This is a genomic window from Bacteroides sp. 1001302B_160321_D4, assembly GCF_015667765.1.
GTDB classification, from domain to species: Bacteria; Bacteroidota; Bacteroidia; order Bacteroidales; family Bacteroidaceae; genus Bacteroides; species Bacteroides xylanisolvens.
In genome coordinates this window covers 58,912-81,383 of the sequence record NZ_JADPLO010000022.1, presented here as the reverse complement: position 1 = coordinate 81,383, position 22,472 = coordinate 58,912, and the positions used below count along the sequence as shown (strand labels likewise).

Annotated in this window: 20 protein-coding genes and 1 tRNA gene; 9 read left to right on the top strand and 12 right to left on the bottom strand. The window is 42.5% G+C overall.

Annotated features, from left to right (window positions below):
* Window positions 1-67: 67 nt before the first annotated feature.
* The 7 genes from KFO40_RS10860 to KFO40_RS10830 all read right to left on the bottom strand — a co-directional run bounded on the left by KFO40_RS10860 (window position 68) and on the right by KFO40_RS10830 (window position 8,962).
* Window positions 68-1,045 (bottom strand): glycoside hydrolase family 43 protein, encoded by a 978-nt coding sequence (locus KFO40_RS10860; RefSeq protein ID WP_087322439.1) that lies wholly within the window; start codon window positions 1,043-1,045, stop codon window positions 68-70.
* 222 nt (window positions 1,046-1,267) lie between these two features.
* On the bottom strand, window positions 1,268-2,404 hold the full coding sequence (locus tag KFO40_RS10855; RefSeq protein ID WP_117809710.1) for an endo-1,4-beta-xylanase: 1,137 nt from the start codon (window positions 2,402-2,404) through the stop codon (window positions 1,268-1,270).
* A gap of 29 nt (window positions 2,405-2,433) precedes the next feature.
* Complete coding sequence (locus tag KFO40_RS10850) at window positions 2,434-3,918, bottom strand: MFS transporter (RefSeq protein ID WP_055236097.1); 1,485 nt, start codon at window positions 3,916-3,918, stop codon at window positions 2,434-2,436.
* 21 nt (window positions 3,919-3,939) lie between these two features.
* Window positions 3,940-5,586 (bottom strand): sialate O-acetylesterase, encoded by a 1,647-nt coding sequence (locus KFO40_RS10845; protein WP_211146348.1) that lies wholly within the window; start codon window positions 5,584-5,586, stop codon window positions 3,940-3,942.
* 447 nt (window positions 5,587-6,033) lie between these two features.
* Window positions 6,034-8,040 (bottom strand): type I pullulanase, encoded by a 2,007-nt coding sequence (gene pulA, locus KFO40_RS10840; protein ID WP_117683593.1) that lies wholly within the window; start codon window positions 8,038-8,040, stop codon window positions 6,034-6,036.
* Between the two features lie 56 nt (window positions 8,041-8,096).
* Complete coding sequence (gene ruvC / locus KFO40_RS10835) at window positions 8,097-8,663, bottom strand: crossover junction endodeoxyribonuclease RuvC (protein ID WP_004312686.1); 567 nt, start codon at window positions 8,661-8,663, stop codon at window positions 8,097-8,099.
* A complete protein-coding gene (locus KFO40_RS10830) occupies window positions 8,660-8,962 on the bottom strand; it encodes a DUF4286 family protein (protein ID WP_004312687.1) in 303 nt (100 codons plus the stop codon). Before KFO40_RS10830 ends, ruvC begins: the two co-directional genes overlap by 4 nt.
* A gap of 116 nt (window positions 8,963-9,078) precedes the next feature.
* Between KFO40_RS10830 and KFO40_RS10825 the strand changes: the two genes are divergently transcribed.
* Window positions 9,079-9,152, top strand: a tRNA-Ala gene (locus KFO40_RS10825).
* 42 nt (window positions 9,153-9,194) lie between these two features.
* Window positions 9,195-9,821 (top strand): hypothetical protein, encoded by a 627-nt coding sequence (locus KFO40_RS10820; protein ID WP_008026027.1) that lies wholly within the window; start codon window positions 9,195-9,197, stop codon window positions 9,819-9,821.
* A gap of 20 nt (window positions 9,822-9,841) precedes the next feature.
* Here KFO40_RS10820 and KFO40_RS10815 read toward each other — a convergent pair whose 3' ends face one another.
* The 5 genes from KFO40_RS10815 to KFO40_RS10795 all read right to left on the bottom strand — a co-directional run bounded on the left by KFO40_RS10815 (window position 9,842) and on the right by KFO40_RS10795 (window position 14,476).
* On the bottom strand, window positions 9,842-10,054 hold the full coding sequence (locus KFO40_RS10815; RefSeq protein WP_004312688.1) for a hypothetical protein: 213 nt from the start codon (window positions 10,052-10,054) through the stop codon (window positions 9,842-9,844).
* Window positions 10,055-10,239: 185 nt separating this feature from the next.
* Window positions 10,240-12,009, bottom strand: coding sequence for an IS66 family transposase (gene tnpC / locus KFO40_RS10810; RefSeq protein WP_211146347.1), 1,770 nt, complete (start codon window positions 12,007-12,009; stop codon window positions 10,240-10,242).
* Window positions 12,010-12,116: 107 nt separating this feature from the next.
* A complete protein-coding gene (gene tnpB / locus KFO40_RS10805) occupies window positions 12,117-12,449 on the bottom strand; it encodes an IS66 family insertion sequence element accessory protein TnpB (protein ID WP_004316244.1) in 333 nt (110 codons plus the stop codon).
* On the bottom strand, window positions 12,443-12,817 hold the full coding sequence (locus tag KFO40_RS10800; protein ID WP_008641868.1) for a hypothetical protein: 375 nt from the start codon (window positions 12,815-12,817) through the stop codon (window positions 12,443-12,445). Before KFO40_RS10800 ends, tnpB begins: the two co-directional genes overlap by 7 nt.
* Window positions 12,818-13,459: 642 nt before the next feature.
* Window positions 13,460-14,476 (bottom strand): energy transducer TonB, encoded by a 1,017-nt coding sequence (locus KFO40_RS10795; RefSeq protein ID WP_211146346.1) that lies wholly within the window; start codon window positions 14,474-14,476, stop codon window positions 13,460-13,462.
* Window positions 14,477-14,596: 120 nt separating this feature from the next.
* On the opposite strand from KFO40_RS10795, the gene pheS reads away from it, so the two are divergent.
* From pheS to KFO40_RS10760, 7 genes are all read left to right on the top strand, one after another.
* The gene (pheS, locus tag KFO40_RS10790; RefSeq protein ID WP_120467197.1) at window positions 14,597-15,616 is read left to right on the top strand and encodes a phenylalanine--tRNA ligase subunit alpha; all 1,020 of its coding nucleotides are present in this window, start codon (window positions 14,597-14,599) and stop codon (window positions 15,614-15,616) included.
* Window positions 15,617-15,757: 141 nt separating this feature from the next.
* A complete protein-coding gene (locus KFO40_RS10785; RefSeq protein WP_151923500.1) occupies window positions 15,758-16,957 on the top strand; it encodes an MFS transporter in 1,200 nt (399 codons plus the stop codon).
* On the top strand, window positions 16,954-17,631 hold the full coding sequence (gene nth / locus KFO40_RS10780) for an endonuclease III (protein ID WP_151923499.1): 678 nt from the start codon (window positions 16,954-16,956) through the stop codon (window positions 17,629-17,631). Before KFO40_RS10785 ends, nth begins: the two co-directional genes overlap by 4 nt.
* A gap of 93 nt (window positions 17,632-17,724) precedes the next feature.
* The gene (locus tag KFO40_RS10775) at window positions 17,725-18,984 is read left to right on the top strand and encodes a phosphoglycerate kinase (RefSeq protein WP_004300866.1); all 1,260 of its coding nucleotides are present in this window, start codon (window positions 17,725-17,727) and stop codon (window positions 18,982-18,984) included.
* Window positions 18,985-19,101: 117 nt separating this feature from the next.
* On the top strand, window positions 19,102-20,079 hold the full coding sequence (locus tag KFO40_RS10770; protein ID WP_151923498.1) for an ABC transporter substrate-binding protein: 978 nt from the start codon (window positions 19,102-19,104) through the stop codon (window positions 20,077-20,079).
* Window positions 20,080-20,103: 24 nt separating this feature from the next.
* The gene (locus KFO40_RS10765; protein WP_049703497.1) at window positions 20,104-21,147 is read left to right on the top strand and encodes a porin; all 1,044 of its coding nucleotides are present in this window, start codon (window positions 20,104-20,106) and stop codon (window positions 21,145-21,147) included.
* A gap of 137 nt (window positions 21,148-21,284) precedes the next feature.
* Window positions 21,285-22,469, top strand: coding sequence for a DUF418 domain-containing protein (locus KFO40_RS10760; protein WP_004314226.1), 1,185 nt, complete (start codon window positions 21,285-21,287; stop codon window positions 22,467-22,469).
* Window positions 22,470-22,472 lie beyond the last annotated feature (3 nt).

Below are 22,472 nucleotides of genomic sequence, written 5' to 3'. Positions count from 1 at the left end.
TAGGGCGTTGCCCTACGCTATATAATTAAGCCCTTTCAGGGCACTCCGCAAAATAATCATTTAGCGACTATTCATCCAATCCTTCAATCGTGATGATTTTTCCATCAGCATCGTATTGCAGTTCACAGACTTTTAAGCTGCGAAGCCAGGTTTTCCCTTCGGAAGGTACGCAATCGTGATGGAACAGATACCATTTTCCTTTGAACTCAACAATAGCATGATGAGTAGTCCATCCCACTACCGGAGTCAGGATAACTCCCTGATAAGTAAATGGTCCGTATGGGTTGTCACCTATCGCGTAACAAAGTAGATGGGTATCGCCTGTAGAGTAAGAGAAATAATATTTCCCATTATACTTATGTACCCAGGAAGCTTCGAAGAAACGACGTTCTGTATCTCCTGCTGTCAGAGGTTTACCATTTTCATCCAGAATGACTAACGGACGCGGTTCTTCCGCAAACTCCATCATATCATCACTCAAACGAACAACACGGGATGGTAAGGCCTCTTCCTCTCCTTCGGGTAAAATGGCTGATTCCAATGCTTTATTATTCCGGTAACGTTGAAGCTGTCCACCCCACAGTCCGCCAAAATACATATAATAATTACCATCTCCATCATTCCAAACAGCCGGATCAATGCTGTAACTTCCTTTCATCGGGTTTGCTTCCGGAACAAAAGGTCCGTATGGTTTATCGCTCACAGCTACTCCGATACGGAATATGTCATTTTGGTCTTTCAATGGAAAATACATATAGTATTTGCCGTCTTTAAAAGCAACATCACAGTCCCAAAGCTGACGGCCCGCCCAAGGAATATCTCCTGTAGAAAGTACAACCCCGTGGTCAGTAATCTTTCCATTCATTACATCATCCATAGAATACACATGGTAATCTTTCATATTGAAATGATCTCCATTATCATTTTCGGCAATACCACTCTCCCAATCATGCGAGGGATAAATGTAAAGTTTGCCATCAAACACATGTACGGCAGGATCAGCCATATAATCACCGGGAACTAAATATCTTTTTTCTGTTTTCATGGTTTTATTCTTATTGCAACAGTTCTAAATTAATTTTATAAATGGGAATTTCTATTTCACCACAGAGGACACGGAGGACACAGAGGTTTAATCTTTTTATTCACTATAGAGTAACACAGAGTCTCACGTAATCGTATATTTATCGCTCTGTTTTACTTACGGAAAGAGAGAGAAGAACTCTGTATCCTCCGTGTCCTCTGTGGTGAAGTGAACTCCAAATGATCATTTCTGCATAGCCTCTTTTATAATCAAATCAACTACCGGCTTCGGCTGATGATTACGGTCGAAAAGCAATGGATAATCCGTACGTCCTCTCATCGGCCAGTCGTTACGCCACGAATCCTGATCGGCTACTCCCCAAACAGTAACTCTTGTTATGATATCCTGATGTTTTAGGAACAGACGGAAGAAGTCATTCATTCTCTCTGTCCATGCTTTTGATACTTCTTCCGGTAATCCGTCCGAATAAGGATTCATCTCTTTTTTATATTCAAAAGATGCCGAGACTTCCGCACCAACCTTGGGGTCGGGTGATGGCAATACAGTCAGATCCAATTCTGTTATCATTACCTTCACTCCCGCTCCGGCAAAGGCAAGCATACTTTCTTCAAACTCGCTGATTTTCGGATAGTCCATGCCGATGTGTCCTTGCATCCCCACCGCATCAATACGGATACCACGTTTCTTCAAGTCTTTCACCATCTTCACAACTGCAGCTCTTCTGCCCGGTTGAGCCATTGAATAATCGTTATAATAAAGCTCTGCATCCGGATCGGCCTCGTGTGCATATTGAAAAGCCAATGGGATATATTCTTCACCTAGAATTTCATAAAACTTAGTCTTACGATATGCACCATTATCTTCAATCGCTTCATTCACCACATCCCAACCTTTAATACGGCCTTTGTAACGCTTCACAATAGTGGTGATATGATCTTTCATCCGTTTCTTCAATACTTCCGGAGACACATTTTTGCCATTCTCATCCACGCAGAACCAGGGAGAAAGCTGCGAATGCCAAATCAACGTATGTCCTGTGATTGCCAAATGATTTTTCTCTCCAAAAGCAACAAATTCATCTGCCTGTGTGAAATTATAACGGTTCTCCTTCGGATGCATTTCCTGACTCTTCATACAATTCTCTGCTACAATAGCATTAAATTGTTCCTGAATTACGCGCACTCCTGCCTTATCCTGACCGGATGCTTGTCGTGTATTCACTGCTGTTCCTATCAGGAATTTATCCTTCAAAGCTTCTTTCAAAGTCTTTGTTTCTTGTGCAAAAGCTACCGAAGTACTAGTTATCAGGGCTACAGCAGCCAACAAAGAAACTGCGGTTGTTCTTGTCGAAGTCTTCATATAGTCTATCTATTAGTTATAGTTATTAATCAATTGTTTTCCAGACGGCGTTTTGCCAAATCGTCCTGAATATGCTCATTCAACTTTTTAGAAATAGGATAAAAGAACAAAGCAATTACTCCTACAAAGAAAGTGATAGCAGGAATCACGCTAGATGTCAAACGGATACCGAAAATAGCATTTTCTGTCTGTACTGTGTTAGATACAAAACCGAACGAATCAACAATCGCACCGCAAATAGCTCCCCCTATACCTAGTCCGGCTTTCAAGGCAAAGACTACACCTGCAAATACAAATCCTGTCGCACGACGATGGTTCACCCATTCGGAATGATCGGCAACATCTCCCATCATTGCCCAAAGCAATGGAATAGTAGGTGCGTATGCCAAACTCTTCAAACAGTTAATAATAAAGATCGTACTTATGCTTGTCGAATCTACCACAAAAAACAGGGCTGTAAAAAAGGCTGTCAGTGCCAAGCAGATCAAAAATACATTCCGCTTGCCAAAGATATTGGAAAGAAATCCGGAAAGCAATATTACACCCGCCAAAGTGATAACCTGCCCAATCATATTGAACAAACTGAAACCTACAGCAAACACATTACTATGATCGGGCTGCGCAATCAGTCCGAAAGCATCAAGGAAAGTGTGCCACATACCATAAGTTTCTCCTTCTATCCGTACTAATCCAAAATTTTGCAAGAAATCAAAAAGGGCTGTTTTATCTACGAAATAATTAAAGTAGTAAGACATACTGCTGCCCCACATAGCCAATGTCGTAAACAAAAAGAGGGTTAGGATAAACATCGCTTTCCATGGACGGCTACTTACGATATCTTTAAAATCCTGTTTCACGGAAGTTTTCTGACCTACGGGAGGCGTGATACGCTCTTTAGCAGAGAAGAATGTGATTACTAAAAGAACAACTCCGATGATGGCAAACAGGGTAATTGTCAGGAACCATCCACGTTGATCGTCTCCTTGCCCGAACTTGGAGACTAACGGCAAAGTAAGCCCCTGCACAACAAAAGTGGCGATTGTAGCTGTCACAAAACGGACGGACGAGATACTGGTACGTTCTTTGATGTCACTTGTCATCACACCGCCCAAAGAGGCATACGGGGTATTATTGAAGGAGTAAATAGACATTAATAAGGTATAAGTGATACCTGCATAAATAATCTTCCCACGCTCACTCAAATCGGGTGTCGTAAATGCCAGAATGAAGAATACGGCAAAAGGAATAGCTGTCCACAACAACCAGGGACGATATTTACCCCAGCGGGTATTAGTTCTGTCGGACAGGATACCTACCACCGGATCGACAAACGCATCGAAAATACGTGCGACCAGCAATATCATACCTGCTGCTGTTGCTTTGATTCCAAACACATCTGTATAGAAGAAGAGTTGGAACATCATCATCATCTGGAAAATCAGGTTCGCCGAACCGTCACCCAAGCTATAACCGATTTTCTCGGCCATCGACACTTTTTGAGTCTGTGTTTTCATGGTACTAATCTCTTTTTTAATTTATTTGACTCTTTGTTGAAAGACTGCTTGGGAAACACGCTGTCCCAACGTCTTTTTATCCAATGGATGGATATCATTCCATTCTCCTAAATCACCGTTTTTAATTAGAGTGACATTTTTATTTGTATTGGCTACTTCTGCCTGCACTTTCCGGAATTCTGCCCAAGCAGCACGCCCTCCTTTATCTTCGGGTGAGAGGAAATCCGCCAGTTCAATCACATAGAAAGGCATATCAGGTCGGTTCCAATGCTGTCTCCAATCCGCAATCATCGCCGTCAACAGGTCTTTATACTCATTTCTGCGAGACACATTCGATTCACCCTGATACCAGATAATACCAGATACCGTATAATTCAGCAATGGGGCAATCATAGCATTATAAAGTCCTACGGGTTTATAATGGAAAGCAGTCTGTCCCGGAGCAACAGGCATGGGAGCGCCGAGACGATATTTCCAATTACCTTCGAGACTAATCTCCGATTCTCCTTTTTCCGGCTGGCCTTTTCCGAAAAGTATCTTATAGGGTTTCTCTTTTACAAAATGAGGGAAACCGCCATAACTGAAAAGACGTATGGTTATCGTGTTTTTTCCAGCTTTCAACAATCCGGCGGGAATGGTATAGATACGTGGTGGATATTGATAAGAAACAGTTCCCACAAACGTACCATTTACATAGACGGAGTCTGCATCTACGATGCATCCCAGGCGAAGAGTTGCCTTCTCTCCCGCTTGTTGCCCGGACACTTGAAAATCTCTACGGAACCAATGGGAACCATTGATTGTATTCAATCCGTTAGTAGCCCAACCGGAAGCAAACAAATCAGTCGGTGTCCAATCACTGTCATCATAGCCGGCAGCATACCAAGGGATGGTTTCATGCATTCCTTTATCTCCCTGATACAGTGCTACATTCCAGGCACGGCTTTTCTTGCTCTCTTCTTTTTTCATTGATTCTACCAAGTCATCTGATTCGTAGATACGTTTTTCGTTCAGATAATAAGGAAAAGGTTTCAAACCTTCCTCACTGATCCACGCTTCTATCGGTGAACCTCCGACACTGGAGTTTATGATTCCTACCGGAACCTTTGTTTTCTGAAAGTAATCTTTAGCAAAGAAATAAACCAAAGCAGAGAAAGACATCACATTTTCAGGAGTCATAGCCTTCCAGAAGATTCCCGGAATATCTGTCTGCGGGGCATGAAAGTTATACAATAGAGGAGTTTTTATATAACGTACCATCGGATAATCATTGTCCGCAGATATTTCATCCCGAAAACGGTCTGTAACCCGTGAAACAGGTAATTCCATATTCGACTGACCGGAACATACCCAAACGTCACCCACAAGAATATCCTTCAACTCTATATCATTAATAATCATCGTGTAAGGACCACCAGCTTTCAAGGCAGGCAAGATCACTTTCCAGTTGCCTTGCGCATCGGCAACGGTCTTATATTTCTTTTTTTGAAAAGTTATACTAACAGTTTCATCAGGATCAGCCGTTCCCCAAATATTGACAGGCTCCCCACGTTGAAGCACCATTCCGTCGGAAACAAGAGCGGGAAGTTTAACCTTTGCTTCACCCAACAGAGCGAAGCAAAGGAACACAACTACTAACCCAACCTTATAAAACCAATACTTATTCATTATCTATCTTTTCTTTTATGTCTTTATTTCATAGTAATCCGGAAAGAGAAACAATCCGTTCTGAATTCCACTTTGCAAACTTAGGAAGTTTCTCTCCGCTGACCCAGAATTTTTGATTCAAATCATTACTCGCTTGTTACATCATCGTTTACGTATGTTACAAATACCTGTTGTAATGTTACATCCAAATTGAGATTGCCGATGAATAGGAGGAAAATGAAGGATTTAGAAAGAACGGATTACAGTAGTTATTGTTATTCATTCTATCTATTTAAAGATGATAGAAATGCCGGCAACCAACGTTGAGTTGTTATATATGCCATAAATAAAAAGTGCCGACTAACCAGCCGGCACATGATTTCATTTGTTCCATCAGACTGAAACAGGCAGCCAGTCTACTGCATGAAAAAACTTGAGTATCTCGGAATTGTAGTAAACAGAAAAAAACTACTTGTACATAATCAACGCAGACTGACCGGGAACAATCACCTCCGGTCCGGTTTGCGTACCCAATCCACGCACATCTATCACTCCATCTTTACATACTACCGTATATTTACCAACAGGAATTTCCAATCGTGCAGGAGTCGTACGGGAATTAAAGGCTACGATAATATCTTCCCAGCTATCTCCATTCGCATGCTCTTTGAGGCGAAACGCAATCAGGTTTTGCCCTTCAACCGGAAGGAACTCCAGATGCTTCCGGACCATTTCTGCATTTCCCATACGGAAAGCCGGATGAGACTTACGAAGATCAATGAGTCGTTTATAGTACGTGAAAATATCTCCGTTTGTCGTTTTGCGTCTCCAGTCAATGGCATTGATGGCATCCGGACTCTTATAACTATTGTCTATCCCTTGTTTATCACGCATCACTTCTTCACCTGCATAGATAAAAGGAATTCCCTGTGAAGTTAAGACTACCGTTTGTGCCAGCTTATCAAGTCGAACCAACTGTTCGGGAGTAGCTCCCGGCATGCTTGCCTTCAATCGGTCTACAAGACACAAACCATCATGACAGGAAACATAGCTAACCATCTGGGTAGGCTGTTCCGCCCACGGCTTCTGACTATAATTTACGGAATCACAGCGTACTTGCGGATGCTTAATAGCTCCAACAATTCCGAATTTTACGCTCATTTCTCCCCCCGGCACTCCGGCAAGGAAAGCTCCTTTGTCCTTCTCCCATACAGGACCGCAAAGCCCGTCACGTAATTCGTCCGAGAATACCGCAATTCCAGGCATCTGGGAAATATTCCCTTTCATCGCCAATGAATCTGCCGGATATTGAGGAGCTTCAGCCGCCCAACCTTCTCCATAGATACAAATAGTAGGATCGACTTTGTTGACAGCCTTTCGAATCTCGTTCATTGTTTCAATATCATGCACCCCCATCAAGTCAAAGCGGAAGCCGTCAATATGATATTCTTTTATCCAATAAAGAACAGACTCTATCATGAACTTACGCATCATAGACCGTTCACTTGCTGTTTCATTGCCACACCCTGAACCATTTGCCAATGTGCCATCCTCTTTCTGACGGTAAAAATAGCCGGGAACGGTACGTTCAAAATTACTTTCAAGTGTATTAAAAGTGTGATTGTAAACCACATCCATTATCACGCGTATTCCAGCTCTATGCAACGCTTGTACCATCTGTTTGAACTCTTTCACGCGAACAGCAGGCTGATAAGGATCAGTTGAATAAGAACCATCCGGTACATTATAATTCGCCGGATCATATCCCCAGTTATAGTGATTTTCATCTAATTTTGTTTCGTCGATAGAAGCATAATCAGAAGAAGGAAGAAGATGCACGTGTGTCACTCCCAGCTCTACCAGATGGTCGATACCTGTTGGTTGATTGCCGGAATTCACCGTCCCATGTTCAGTCAGTGCAAGGTATTTGCCCTTATTTTTTATTCCCGAAGTAGAGTCGACAGAGAAGTCACGATGATGCATTTCATAGATAATCATATCAGCAGGAGATTTCAGAGAAGGACGTCGGTCATTCTCCCACCCCTCCGGATTGGTAGTCTTCCAGTCGATGATAGCTGCACGCTTTCCGTTCACTCCTACAGCGTGAGCATTAATCCCCGGCGTGTCGCCCTGCCATTTATCGTTGATTTTTACATTGAAAGCATAGTATTTGCCGAGCAGATCCTTATCTACGGATGTCGTCCAGGTTCCATTCTCACCGAGTTCCATCTTTACTGTTTCGTAAGCATGTCCGCCTTCTCCGGCATCATAAAGCATCAGGCGCACCTCTTCTGCTGTTGGTGACCAAAGGAAAAATTTGGTTGCCAACGGCGTATATTCCATCTCTGTAAGGCTTCCCGTACGAACCGGATATAATTCAAAAGAAGTATATTCCTTCTTCGTTGGGGAACAACTCATCACTGTTGTCACTGTAGTCACACCCAATATCGCTAAATAATTATTTCCTATCTTCATTCTAAACCTCCCCCTATGCTACACACCATATCTATCCCCCCATAAAATTAAATGCTTTATTTCACCTTATCCGGATTCTTCGCTATAAAATCCTTCCAACTACTATACCCTTTTTCCATTGCCGGTCGCCCCATTTGCAGGAAATGACAATAAGCCGCTGCCAAACCATCTGTTGCATCCATAAAAGTAGGCATATCATCTTTTGAGAACCGTAGCATCCTTTGCAGCATATCCGCCACTTGTTCTTTTGATGCCTGCCCGTTTCCGGTGATAGCCATTTTTATCTTCAAAGGGGCATATTCGGTGATTGGAATATCCCGGCTCAACGCTACTGCCATTGCTACCCCTTGTGCACGACCTAACTTCAACATCGATTGCACATTTTTTCCGAAGAAAGGTGCTTCAATAGCCAACTCATCCGGTAGATAACTTTCAATAATACTCAATACCCGTTCATGGATATGACGAAGTTTCAGATAGTGATTGGCAAATTTACGTAAGTCGATAATCCCCATCGCAATCATTTCGGGCTTGGTTCCCCTCACCCTTAGAACCCCGTATCCCATGATTGTCGTACCGGGGTCAATCCCCAGGATTATCTTTTCTTTTACCGGTTGAATCACTCTATCACCTCCATCAAGGTCGGAAATCCGATCACTTTATCTTTAAATATTTTTACCAGTTCGTCATTCAGTCGCACCCCCTGTTCCAAATGCCAGCGATGTAATAACCCACTGCTTTCTACCTCCCATTGCAAAGAATACGCACTTCCTTCTTCCCGATGACTCAATATCCGGCAAATACGCGGTGCCTTCAACGCACCGTGTTTCTGTACTTCAGGGATATAACTCTCTTTTATCCAAATCATGAAATTGTCGTGAACGTCATCGTCCACTTGAAAAGTTGTATTATAAATCAGCATATCTTAATTTCATACTATTATTTACCGCAAACATAGCAATTATTTCAGAATAATGCATTATATTTGCGGCAACAAAAAAGGATTCGTTTACAAACGTTATCATATAAGACAAAAAAGGGGCGTTAGCTCATCTGGCTAGAGCGTAACACTGGCAGTGTTAAGGTGATCGGTTCGAGTCCGATACGCTCCACTTTTTTCTCTCCCAACTTTGAACTTTAATAGTGTACTGGACATGAACATCACAAAATTTGCCACTATTCTTCTAATCATCCCATGCTTAATTTCCTGCTACGGAAACAAGTCTTCAAAAACAACACAATCAAACAATGCAGACTATGATATACGCCTCAATGATAGCATAGCAGCAGTAAACGCAATGCTAGAAGAAGGGAACGCTGATGGAGAAAAAATAAATGCTTTTTTAGACGCATATATATCTAGACATCCTAATTGTTTCAACAATGACATCCAAAGAAAAAAAGCAGGAAAAGAATTGCGTTCTTTGTTAGAAAAGGAACTTGAGAATAACCCTGATTTCCTTTCTGATATAGCAGTCAAATTCGCTTCTATGGATAAAGTTAAAAGTACCGATAATAAAGGATATAAATATCTTATATCCTTTACCTGTAGCAGCCTTCAAAAAACCGGAAAGTATAATATTTCTTTCAGAATTATAACGGCTTTAGATGAGGAAGAAGCCTCCAATCTTATTGATAATCAGAAGTATTATATTCAAGGAAAATTCATAAGTCTTTCCGAAAAGGAATCGATAAATATTAGACTAGATGTATTTGATGACAAAACAATTGAGATAGGGAGTATTTTTATCAAAGAACCTATCGTTACTCCGGCAAACTAAAGAAAAAAAGAAAAGGACCTTTACTCAAGGTCCTTTTTTATCACTTCGTCCATTTCTTTTATACGTTTCTCGCGGTCTTTAATAGGACCGTCTTTCTTGTCATTCTTGAATACATCATCGGCACGGTCGGCAACCTCACCGCTCCATTCTTCAAACTGGTCCTTGGCCGGACGGCCATTCGGTTCGATATTTTCTTCGGCTATCGAATCATGCCTGTTAATCATATCATCCATAAGTTCTCGTTTTAAAAGTTTATGGCTATAAGACAATACAAACGAAGAAAAGTTTTCTGTTTTAATGATTTTTGAAGAAATCAATCATGTTATTATACTATCAAATGTACTGTAAGCACTCATTGTATGGCTGTCCCTTTTTCTATACTCTGTAGTGGAGTATATAGCATCTCTTTATCCAATAATTAGTATTCTTTATTATTGTTGATAGGTAATAGTGACATGTAATTTGTTTCTCCTGCCGTTAATTTAGTTAAAATTTCCGCTATATATTTCACCGGCCTTAATCCATTCATCTTACATGTTTCAATAATTGAGTATAACATAGAAGCATTCTTTGCCCCTAGTTCCGATCCGCAAAACAGATAATTCTTTCTTCCCATACAAATGGGCTTCATCATCCTCTCGGCCGTATTATTATCAATTTCCGCCTTTCCATTTTGCACATAGCGTGATACTGCTTCCCATTCATTGACAGCATATCTGACCGCTTTTAGAAAAAGGTTGGCTGTATCCCCGCGTGTTTGATCAAAAACGGGTTTTATCATCTGCCATATTTCTGCCAATATAGGAATTGCCCTCTTCTGACGTTCCATCCTGCGTTCATCTTCGGAGAGAAGATTAATTCTGCAATCCGCCTCCACCCAGTATAGGTTTGATATCAGGTTGATTATATCTGCAGACCGATGGTCGGTCTGTAATGCATCGACAAACTTTCGCCTGACGTGTGCCATACATCCGTACCGTGTTATTGAGGAATCTTCCCGTTCAAACATTTTATAGACATTGTAGCCGTCGGTGGTGACACTTCCCCGGAAGCCTGCGAAGAACTTTTGGGCGACCTTCATGCTACGGCTGCCGTTGTCATACAGATAATAAGCTATTTTCCGGTCGGGATTCTTTATTCCCCAAATGTATTGTTTACGGTATTCATACTTACCCTTCTGCTGATTGTACACTCTGACTTGTTCGGTAGTCTCATCACTGAACAGCATGCTTCCGGGTGTGAGAAGCAACTGCCGGAAAGGTTCCTCAAGCTTGCACAACTCCTTCATGTGCCTCTTTATCCAGGCCAAAACGGTAGAGGTGTTGAAACGTGCACCGGCATCCTTGAGACGGTCTACGACCCGTTCAAGAGACAAACCGTACTGGTATTTGTCAACCAAAATGCGGGCCATCAGTTCAAAATCCACAGGATATCCTTCAAGGACGTTCTCAAACGGTCTGCGGGTATCATTTTTGTCTGTAGGCTGATAATAGTTTGAGATGTTTCCCTGTGTATCCACCAGCCGTACAAGTTTGAATACATGTTTGACCACTTGATGTTGAATCGAGTATTGAATCCATTCACGCATGCCTATCTTGCGTGCACCCGAAGGGATATCCGATTCATCACAGTAATGTACCACCACATTCTCCGCACCGGTGGACTGCTTGCCATAATCCTTACGGCAGGAAGGGGATTCAGGCCGGGGAGCGGCCTCAGAAGAGGCTGATTCCGCAGCTTTCTGCTCCAAGTCTTCAACCGGAGCCGAAGGAGCGGAGCCGTCAAAATCATCCTTATCCTCTTTGAGGTCTTTTTGCTTCGTTGCGGACAAGGAAGATTTCTTCTCGGATTTACGCCCGTATAACTGCCGTTTCTGTCTGGCAATCTCATAAAGCTCATCAGCACGCGTATTCTCGAGCGCTTCAAGGGCACTGGAAAGCTCCTGTATTTTCTCTTCTGCGGCTGACTTGGCCTCAAGGGTCCGAGAAAGACGGTTGGAAAGCGCCTTGTTGTCATGTCTCATGCTTTTCAGTTCCTCAAGTGCCCTGTCAAGTTTAGACAGGATCTGCATATTACCCGACTGCTGTTCACGCTGCAAGTCGTCAAGCAGGTTTCGAAGCCGCAGGATCTCATCATCCTTTGACAGTAGCTGGGCGATTAATATGTTGATCGTTTCCTTGTCTTCCATGTCGCAAATATACAAAAAAAAACTGACTTATGCAAGACTTTTAATATATTAATATATTGATAGTCAGATATATAACCGCATACAATCGATTCTTCTGTAACCTCGTACTACCCTACGAGTAATTCTTTGCGGACAGTACCCTGGAGCAGAACCACGAGTTTCTCCCAACCGATTTCATAACGATGACTGGCCTTGCAGAAAACAGGCAGGAGGAAACGGTCTTTGTCCAGCTTCTTCCAATAAAGCACGTATCCCCCTGTATCATGATGAAGGATTTTGATGTTCCGCCGGTCCTTACTCAAAAAGATGAAAATGTCCCCTGTGGAGGGCTCTTTGCCCATAATCTTGCGTACCAGTTCGGCAAGGGTGAAAATACCTTTTCGCATATCTACCGGACCTTCGCACAGGTAGAAGCGCATGCTGGGATTCAGCCCTAACATAATGTTCCCAGGTTTTGAAGCAGAGCTGTTATGCTCTCAAGATTAGTGTTACATTTTCGGATCTCAACTCCGTTGCCCAGTTTTAGACGAAACGAAACAATCTCAAAGTTGTCCGATTTGACAGATTTGGGAGATAATGTACAACGTGAATGACCGGAGGGGGAACCGTTCACATGAATAGGAGTCAGCTGCATACCGGAAGGGGAAGTGGGGTTAGTTAATTGACACTTGTAATGACGATACCAGCCAAGGAATTTATAATAATCAACGCCAAAACGATGGCAATACTCCAAAAGAGAGACTTGGCAACCACTGTCGGATGACTGATAAGCAGAAAGAATCTCTAAAAAACAATCAGTAGAGTCCATAAGAATAAAATTTTAAGTTCTGTGCAAAGGTAAAACTGACTGATAGGATAAACAAGAGCCATACAATGAGTGCTTACAAATGTACTCCAACATAATCAGGCTATTATAGAGTAAAGGTTGTTTCATCGGCGAGAAACTACAGTTCCATCGGTGAGAAACTATAGTTTCATCAGTAAGAAACTAATAGTTCTAAGCAAGAGAAACAAAAGTTTCAAGCCTACGAAACTATAGTTTCAAGCCGCAGAACAAATAGTTTCAAGGCTTGAAACTATCAGTCACAAGGCAGATCCCACCCCGTAAGTACAAGGGTAATAAATAGAATAGCCTATCTGCCTGTAGTTAATACTATTTAGGCAATGAAACTTCATCTGTGATTTTTACTTGATTCGGGTATGCACCTCTATCACACCTTTGTAGTGCGTTTATTTCTCCTTGGCTTTGCAGTGACAGCACTATTGCCGTCACAGTGCTGTCACCACGTTGCTGTCACGCCATTTACTTTTCATAATCAAACAGTTAAGTTGCAATCTGTGACAGATGACAGCAAATTTATTTTTTTATTTATTAGAGAGAGGCTGCCTAAGTTCAAGTTATAAATGCAATATCTCTTTTTTATTAATCGGACTTTGGATGCAAAGTTGCTTATTTATTCCGATAAAGTTGCGGACGGAAAGGAATATAAAGAGTATAATTACTATCCGCCGGCTTTCCTCCCGCCAATGTAGGGGACCATTTCGGCATCCCTTTAACAATGCGGAGAGCCTCCTCTGCAAATTCCGGATGAGTGGAACGTAGAATATGAGGACGAAGGATAACCCCTTCCTTATCAATAGTAAACTCACATAAAGCATAACCCGAAACATTCTTCTCTAAAAGTCCTGCCGGATAAACCATTTCATTGGCAATATATTCTTCCGGACTCATCGCAGAGAAATGAGCAGGTTCTTCCACCTGCCTTCCGGAAAGCGTCTTTGCACGGGGACCTACCGGATAAATTCCAACATACATCGGTTGTTTATAAGCATCCGGTTCTTCCTTACTACGCTGTTGCAATGCTTTCAATAGAGAAGCAGCCTCTTCCGCCAATGTCTGTTCCAAAATATTCTCTCCCCGGGATAACATATATGCCGACTGACAAACCAATACAAGACGTTCCATCAACGTTCCTTTTTCCGGCGACCATTTTCGTCCCATCCGTTCTTTGCCTTTTGCGTCCGTAGAAGAAAAGTAATAGACAATTCCATCTAAACCAGCCGTAGAACCATCCAGATCCTGCACCTGCTCTGTCACCAAACGAAAGATGGCCCCTAAAGACTGATACAGGGAAGCACTGATGACAACCGATTTAGTATCCACCGTCACTGTCCCCTTCTCCGCTTGCCAATAGGTACGGGATAGTGTATTCGAAATCAGCGTATAACGCCCGTTTTTCCTTTCTACCGACATTGCATACACCGGCGAAAAGGAAGGAATAGCTGCGAAACGCGCGTATGGCTGTTTCTGGAAGCCTGTATTAAGTAAAGAAAACACACTACGGTAATATTCGCCTAACTCGCCTGTATAAGAAGAAAAAGTTTTCACCGGCTCCAAATAGTCAATCTGGGCCGCCAGGCGAAAAGAAAAGGTTAAAAGCAGAAGACAGAAAACAATCTTTTTCATAAGTTGCCGGATTTTCGGTACATATCGGCAACAAAGATACAAATTATTTCGATGGTTCGTGATAAAATTATATCTTTGCACGGTTTTTACTAAGAAACTGAATAACAATACATCGAAAATATGATAGCTAAGATTGAACAACTTCTGAAAGAGGTGGAAGCCTTACACGCCTCCAATGCCGAAGAACTCGAAGCTCTCCGCATCAAATACCTAAGTAAGAAGGGAGCCATTAACGACTTAATGGCAGATTTCCGTAATGTAGCTGCCGATCAGAAAAAAGAAGTCGGCATGAGACTGAATGAACTGAAAACAAAAGCGCAGGACAAAATCAACGCGCTGAAAGAATTGTTTGAAAGTCAGGACAATGATTGTGACGGATTGGATTTAACGCGTTCGGCTTATCCCGTGGAACTTGGTACACGCCACCCGCTCACCATTGTAAAGAACGAAATCATCGATATCTTTGCCCGCCTGGGATTCAGCATCGCCGAAGGTCCGGAAATTGAAGATGACTGGCATGTATTCTCGGCACTGAACTTTGCCGAAGATCATCCGGCACGCGATATGCAGGACACTTTCTTTATTGAAGCTCACCCGGACGTAGTATTGCGTACGCATACTTCTTCCGTACAGACCCGTGTGATGGAAACTTCACAACCTCCTATCCGCATCATCTGCCCGGGACGTGTGTATCGTAACGAAGCAATCAGCTATCGCGCACACTGTTTCTTCCATCAGGTAGAAGCGTTGTATGTAGACAAAAACGTATCGTTCACCGACTTGAAACAAGTATTGTTGCTTTTCGCTAAAGAAATGTTCGGCGCTGATACAAAGATTCGTCTGCGTCCGTCTTACTTCCCGTTCACTGAACCTAGTGCGGAAATGGACATCAGCTGTAATATCTGCGGCGGTAAAGGTTGTCCGTTCTGTAAACACACCGGCTGGGTAGAAATCCTCGGTTGCGGTATGGTAGACCCGAACGTACTTGAATCTAACGGTATAGACAGCAAAGTATACAGCGGTTATGCTCTCGGTATGGGTATCGAGCGTATCACAAACCTGAAATATCAGGTGAAAGACCTCCGTATGTTCTCTGAAAATGATACTCGCTTCCTGAAAGAATTCGAAGCGGCATATTAATTTACGATTGGACAATTTACGATTTACGATTGATGGTAGCGTCTCTCGTAAATCGTAAATTTTCAATCACTCTATATATTCACTATCCGAATGGGCACTCCCAATCGTAAATAGTAAATCGTCTAATCGTAAATAATTCCCATGGCAAAGGATAGACTCATTACTCCCAGTTATTGTTTCATCTTGGCAGCCAACTTCCTGCTCTACTTCGGCTTTTGGTTGTTGATTCCTGTTTTGCCGTTCTATTTATCCGAATTCTTCCAAACTGGAAATTCCACTATTGGCATTGTACTTTCCTGCTATACGGTAGCCGCTCTCTGCATCCGTCCATTTTCCGGTTATCTGCTCGACACGTTTGCCCGCAAACCTCTTTATCTGTTTGCTTACTTCATCTTTATGATGATGTTCGGGGGATACCTGATAGCCGGCTCCCTTACCTTATTTATTATATTCCGAATCATTCATGGCATCTCTTTCGGAATGGTTACAGTAGGAGGAAACACGGTAGTGATAGACATTATGCCATCTTCCCGCCGTGGAGAAGGTTTAGGCTATTACGGGCTTACCAACAATACAGCTATGTCCATCGGGCCGATGTTCGGACTGTTTCTGCACGATGCAGGAGTCTCTTTTGCTACGATCTTCTGTTACGCATTCGGTTCCTGCATTTTGGGTTTTCTATGTGCCAGTCTGGTGAAAACGCCCTATAAACCTCCTGTGAAACGGGAACCGATTTCACTCGACCGTTTTATTTTGATGAAAGGACTGCCAGCCGGATTTAGCCTATTGTTACTTTCCATCCCTTACGGAATGACAACCAACTATGTCGCCATGTATGCCCGCCAAATAGGATTGAACACGCAAACCGGATTCTTCTTTACCTTTATGGCTGTCGGCATGGCAATCTCCCGCATCTTTTCGGGGAAGCTGGTGGATCGCGGAAAGATAACACAAGTAATAATAGCCGGATTATATCTGGTTGTTTGCAGTTTCTTCCTGCTTTCAGCCTGTGTGTATCTGATTCAATGGAATGATACTGTTTGCAATATCCTGTTTTTTGGTATCGCATTGTTGATGGGGGTCGGATTTGGAATCATGTTTCCGGCATTTAATACGTTGTTTGTCAACCTTGCCCCCAATAACCAGCGGGGAACAGCCACTTCCACTTATCTTACCTCTTGGGACGTAGGAATCGGTATCGGTATGCTGACCGGTGGATATATCGCAGAAATTAGTACATTTGATAAGGCTTATCTTTTCGGAGCCTGCCTGACGGTAGTTTCCGCCCTCTATTTCAAACTAAAAGTGACGCCTCATTACCATAAAAACAAGCTACGATGAGAAAGAAAGAACGTTATGAGAAAGTAATCGCCTGGTTTCAGGACAATGTACCTGTAGCCGAGACCGAACTGCATTACAACAATCCGTATGAGTTGCTGATCGCTGTTATTCTTTCTGCACAATGTACGGACAAACGGGTGAATATGATCACTCCCCCTTTGTATAAAGATTTTCCGACTCCGGAAGCGCTGGCAGCCACTACGCCGGAAGTTATTTTCGAATATATACGAAGCGTATCCTATCCGAACAACAAAGCCAAACATCTGGTTGGTATGGCAAAGATGCTGGTGAATGACTTCAACAGTCAGGTGCCCGACAATCTGGAAGACTTAGTAAAGCTACCCGGTGTAGGAAGAAAAACAGCCAATGTCATCCAGTCGGTTGTGTTTAATAAAGCTGCCATGGCGGTAGATACACACGTATTCCGTGTCAGCCATCGCATCGGACTGGTGCCGGATAGTTGCACTACCCCGTTCAGTGTGGAAAAAGAATTGGTGAAGAATATTCCGGAAAAACTAATACCGATTGCCCACCATTGGCTCATTCTGCATGGTCGTTATGTTTGTCAGGCACGCACTCCCAAATGTGACACCTGTGGTTTGCAAATGATGTGCAAATATTTCTGTAACACCTATAAAGTTACAAAAGAGGAACCAAAAGCCAAGAATAAATAACGATTTAATAGCAAGGAACCGAAATAAATAGTAACTTTGCGGTCGTTCTAAAAGAAGAATTTTAAAAACACTTTTAAATAAAAATAGAGTATTATGCAGACAATTGACAAATTCAATTTTGCCGGTAAAAAGGCATTTGTTCGCGTGGACTTCAATGTACCCCTGGACGAAAACTTCAACATTACAGATGACACTCGTATGCGTGCAGCTCTTCCTACTTTGAAGAAGATCCTGGCAGACGGCGGAAGCATCATCATTGGCTCTCACCTGGGCCGTCCGAAAGGCGTTGCCGATAAATTCTCTTTGAAACATATCATCAAGCATCTGTCTGAATTGCTGGGCGTTGAAGTTCAGTTCGCTAACGACTGCATGGGCGAAGAAGCTGCTGTAAAAGCTGCTGCTCTGCAACCGGGAGAAGTGCTGTTGCTCGAAAATCTTCGCTTCTACGCTGAAGAAGAAGGCAAACCAAGAGGTTTGGCTGAAGATGCAACTGACGAAGAAAAAGCTGCTGCCAAGAAAGCAGTGAAAGAAAGCCAGAAAGAATTTACCAAGAAATTGGCTTCTTACGCTGACTGCTACGTTAACGACGCATTTGGTACTGCTCACCGTGCACACGCTTCTACAGCATTGATCGCTAAATATTTCGATGTAAACAACAAGATGTTCGGTTACCTGATGGAAAAAGAAGTGAAAGCCGTTGATAAAGTATTGAACGACATCAAACGTCCGTTCACTGCTATCATGGGTGGTTCTAAAGTTTCTTCTAAAATCGAAATCATCGAAAACCTGTTGAGCAAGGTAGACAACTTAATCATCGCGGGTGGTATGACTTATACATTTACTAAGGCTATGGGTGGTAAAATCGGTATCTCTATCTGTGAGGACGACAAACTTGACCTGGCTTTGGATTTGATGAAGAAAGCAAAAGAAAAAGGTGTAAACCTGGTATTAGCTGTTGACGCTAAGATTGCCGATGCATTCTCTAACGACGCAAATACTAAATTCTGTGCTGTTGACGAAATTCCTGACGGATGGGAAGGTCTTGACATCGGTCCTAAGACTGAAGAAATCTTCGCTAACGTTATCAAAGAATCTAAGACTATTCTTTGGAACGGTCCTACAGGCGTATTCGAATTTGACAACTTCACTCACGGCTCACGTGCAGTAGGTGAAGCAATCGTTGAAGCAACTAAGAACGGCGCATTCTCACTTGTGGGTGGTGGCGACTCTGTAGCTTGTGTTAACAAGTTCGGTTTGGCTAGCGGTGTATCTTACGTTTCAACCGGTGGTGGCGCATTGCTCGAAGCAATCGAAGGAAAAGTTCTTCCGGGTATCGCTGCTATCCAAGAATAATAGAACTAGATAATTAGTTAATTTTTTAAATAGTTAATGATAAGAGGGCAGTTCTTTGTGAAAAGAGTTGCCCTTATTTATAAAAAACGGAGTTCCTCTTATTTACAAAAACGAGGTATGAAAAGACTGATACTACTCTTTTGGTTCATCCTTCTCTTCCTTTACTCCTGCCAGAGTAAAAAAGGAGACGGCTCTTTTTTACCTCTAACCGAACTGCAACCACTCACCCTGGGCATGATGCCTACACTGGACGGACTCCCTTTCCATATAGCTAAAACACAAGGTATCTACGATTCATTAGGGCTGAACCTGACTATTCTTTCATTCAACTCTGCCAACGACCGGGACGCTGCTTTCCAGACCGGGAAAATGGATGGCATGATTACCGACTATCCCAGCGCAGTAGTGCTGCAAGCTATCCATCATGCTGATCTAGGGCTCGTCTTGAAAAATGATGGTTATTTCTGCTTCATTGTCTCTAAAGAAAGTAATATCAACCAACTGGAACAACTCAAAGAAAAGAATATAGCTGTGTCACGCAACACAGTTATCGAATATGCTACCGACCAGTTATTAAGCAAAGCCAGAATCAATCTTTCGGAAATGAATATACCGGAAATCGGCCAGCTTCCTCTCCGACTGCAAATGTTGCAGTACAATCAGATTGACGCCTCTTTCCTGCCCGACCCTGCCGCATCCATCGCCATGAACAGCCAGCATCGTTCATTGGTAAGTACACAGGAATTGGGCATTGATTTTACGGCTACCGCTTTCTCACGAAAAGCGCTCAACGAAAAAAGAAAAGAAATCGAACTACTCATCACAGGTTATAATCTGGGAGTAGATTATATAAAAATGCATCCACAGAAGGAATGGAAGCAAGTGCTGCTAGAAATAGGTGTACCGGAAAATCTGACAGGACTCGTCGCCCTCCCTAGTTATCAAAAAGCAAAACGCCCTTCGGCTGAAGGGATAGATAAAGCTATACAGTGGTTGAAAGAAAACCACCGAATCCCCGAAACCTACTCTGAAAAGAATCTGATTGACACAACGTATATCCCCACAGTATCAACCATAATACAGTATCAACCATAATCAAAATCAAATAACAACTAACTCATGCGAAAAACACTACTCCAACTCTTAACCTTTGTATTATGCATTACAGGTATGCAAAATCCTCTCCTGGCACAGGAGCAGACACCACTAAATCAAGTTGTCAACACACTGAAAGAACGGATTAGTCTCTCCGGATATGCCCAATTGGGATATACTTATGACGATGCAGCGAACCCGGACAATACATTCGACATCAAGCGAATTATTTTCATGGCACACGGAAAGATCACCAAACGGTGGACTTGTGATTTTATGTATGACTTCTACAATGGGGGCATGTTACTCGAAGTGTATACCGATTATCAGTTTCTCCCCGGACTTACGGCACGTATCGGTGAATTCAAGGTTCCCTATACCATAGAAAATGAATTATCTCCTACCACAGTAGAGCTCATCAATTGTTATTCACAGTCGGTTTGTTATCTGGCGGGAGTAAGCGGTAGCGATAAGTGTTACGGAATGACGTCCGGACGGGATATTGGCATGATGCTTCACGGAAAATTATTTCGCGACTTCCTGCAATACAAAGTGGCTGTAATGAACGGACAGGGATTGAACACCAAAGACAAAAACAGTCAAAAAGATGTAGTCGGTAACTTGATGGTTAATCCGCTGAAATGGTTATCCGTAGGTGGTTCGTTTATCCGCGGAACAGGACATGCCATAGCAGATTCGGAATATACCGGAATTAAAGCCGGAGAAAATTACGCCAAGAAACGCTGGAGTGCAGGAGGGGTTGTCACCACTTCCACCTTTAATCTACGCACGGAATATCTTGCCGGAAAAGACCGGAGTGTGAAAAGCGAAGGTTTCTATGCAACAGGCAGTGTACGCTTCGCCCGGAATTTCGATTTCATCGCTTCGTTCGATTATTTCAACCCGAACAAAGCTGCTGATTTCAAACAGAATAACTATATTGCAGGCGTACAATACTGGTTCTACCCTAGATGCCGCTTACAAGCACAATATACCTTTTGCGACAAGAAAGGAGACGGACAAAAAGACTCCAATCTGATACAGGCACAGGTGCAGGTAAGGTTTTAAATTAAGTATCAATTAAGTATTAAGTATCAAGTATTAAGTATTAGCATCCTGTATTAGGGCTGGAGTAGCAGTATTAAAACAGCGGAATCAAATAATTATAGAATATCAACCTTATAAATAACAGAAACGAAGAAATCATGGAACACAAAATCGCGGAAACCAACGCCCGAATAGACGTGGCCGACGTATTAAGAGGATTAGCAGTAATGGGAATTATTCTCTTACACAGTATTGAACATTTTAATTTCTACTCTTTCCCAGAAGAAGTACCTTTTGAATGGATGAAATTTACCGATCAGGCTATTTGGAGAGGATTATTCTTCACATTCAGTAACAAAGCATACGCTGTGTTTGCCCTGCTCTTCGGTTTCAGTTTCTACATTCAAGACAACAACCAACAACGAAGAGGGAAAGATTTCCGCTTGCGTTTTTTATGGAGATTATTCATTCTCTTCATGATAGGACAGTTCAATGCCGCTTTCTTTACTGGTGAAATATTGACTATGTATGCGATTTTAGGAATTATCCTTCCGATATTCTGCCGGATGAGTGACCGCACGGTTGTCATCTTCGCTACTTTATTAATTCTACAACCTATCGACTGGGTGAAATTGATTTATGCTTTGTGTAATCCTGACTATGTGGCAGGAAAAAGTTTGGCAGGTTATTATTTCAGCATTGCTTTCGACGTACAAAAGAACGGAACTTTCCTCGAAACAGTCCGCATGAATATGTGGGAAGGACAACTGGCCAATATGACCTGGGCACTGGAACATGGACGTATCTTACAGACACCGGGATTATTCTTATTCGGAATGCTTGTCGGTCGCCGCAAATATTTCCTGTACAGCGAACAGAACGAACGCTTGTGGTTAAAGGCATTGGCCGTTTCGCTTCTCTGCTTCTTCCCCATCTACGGATTGAACAATATGCTGCCGGAATTCATCGAACGAAGTGCCATCCTTGTTCCCTTGCAATTGATATTAAGTTCATTCAGTAGCCTTAGCTTCATGGTATTGCTGGTAACAGGATTACTGCTGACTTTCTACCGTGTGAAAGACCGCAGTTTCTTTATGCGTTTCACATCTTATGGTAAAATGAGTTTAACGAACTACCTCGGGCAATCTATTTTCGGTTCTCTTTTGTTCTATCATTGGGGATTTGAACTTGGACGATATTTAGGAATCACTTACAGTTTCCTTTTTGGCATCCTTTTTGTTCTATTACAAATGGTATTTTGTTCGTGGTGGCTCCGACACCATAAACACGGTCCTTTTGAAGGTCTCTGGAAACGTTTGACCTGGATTGGAAAAAATAAATAATTA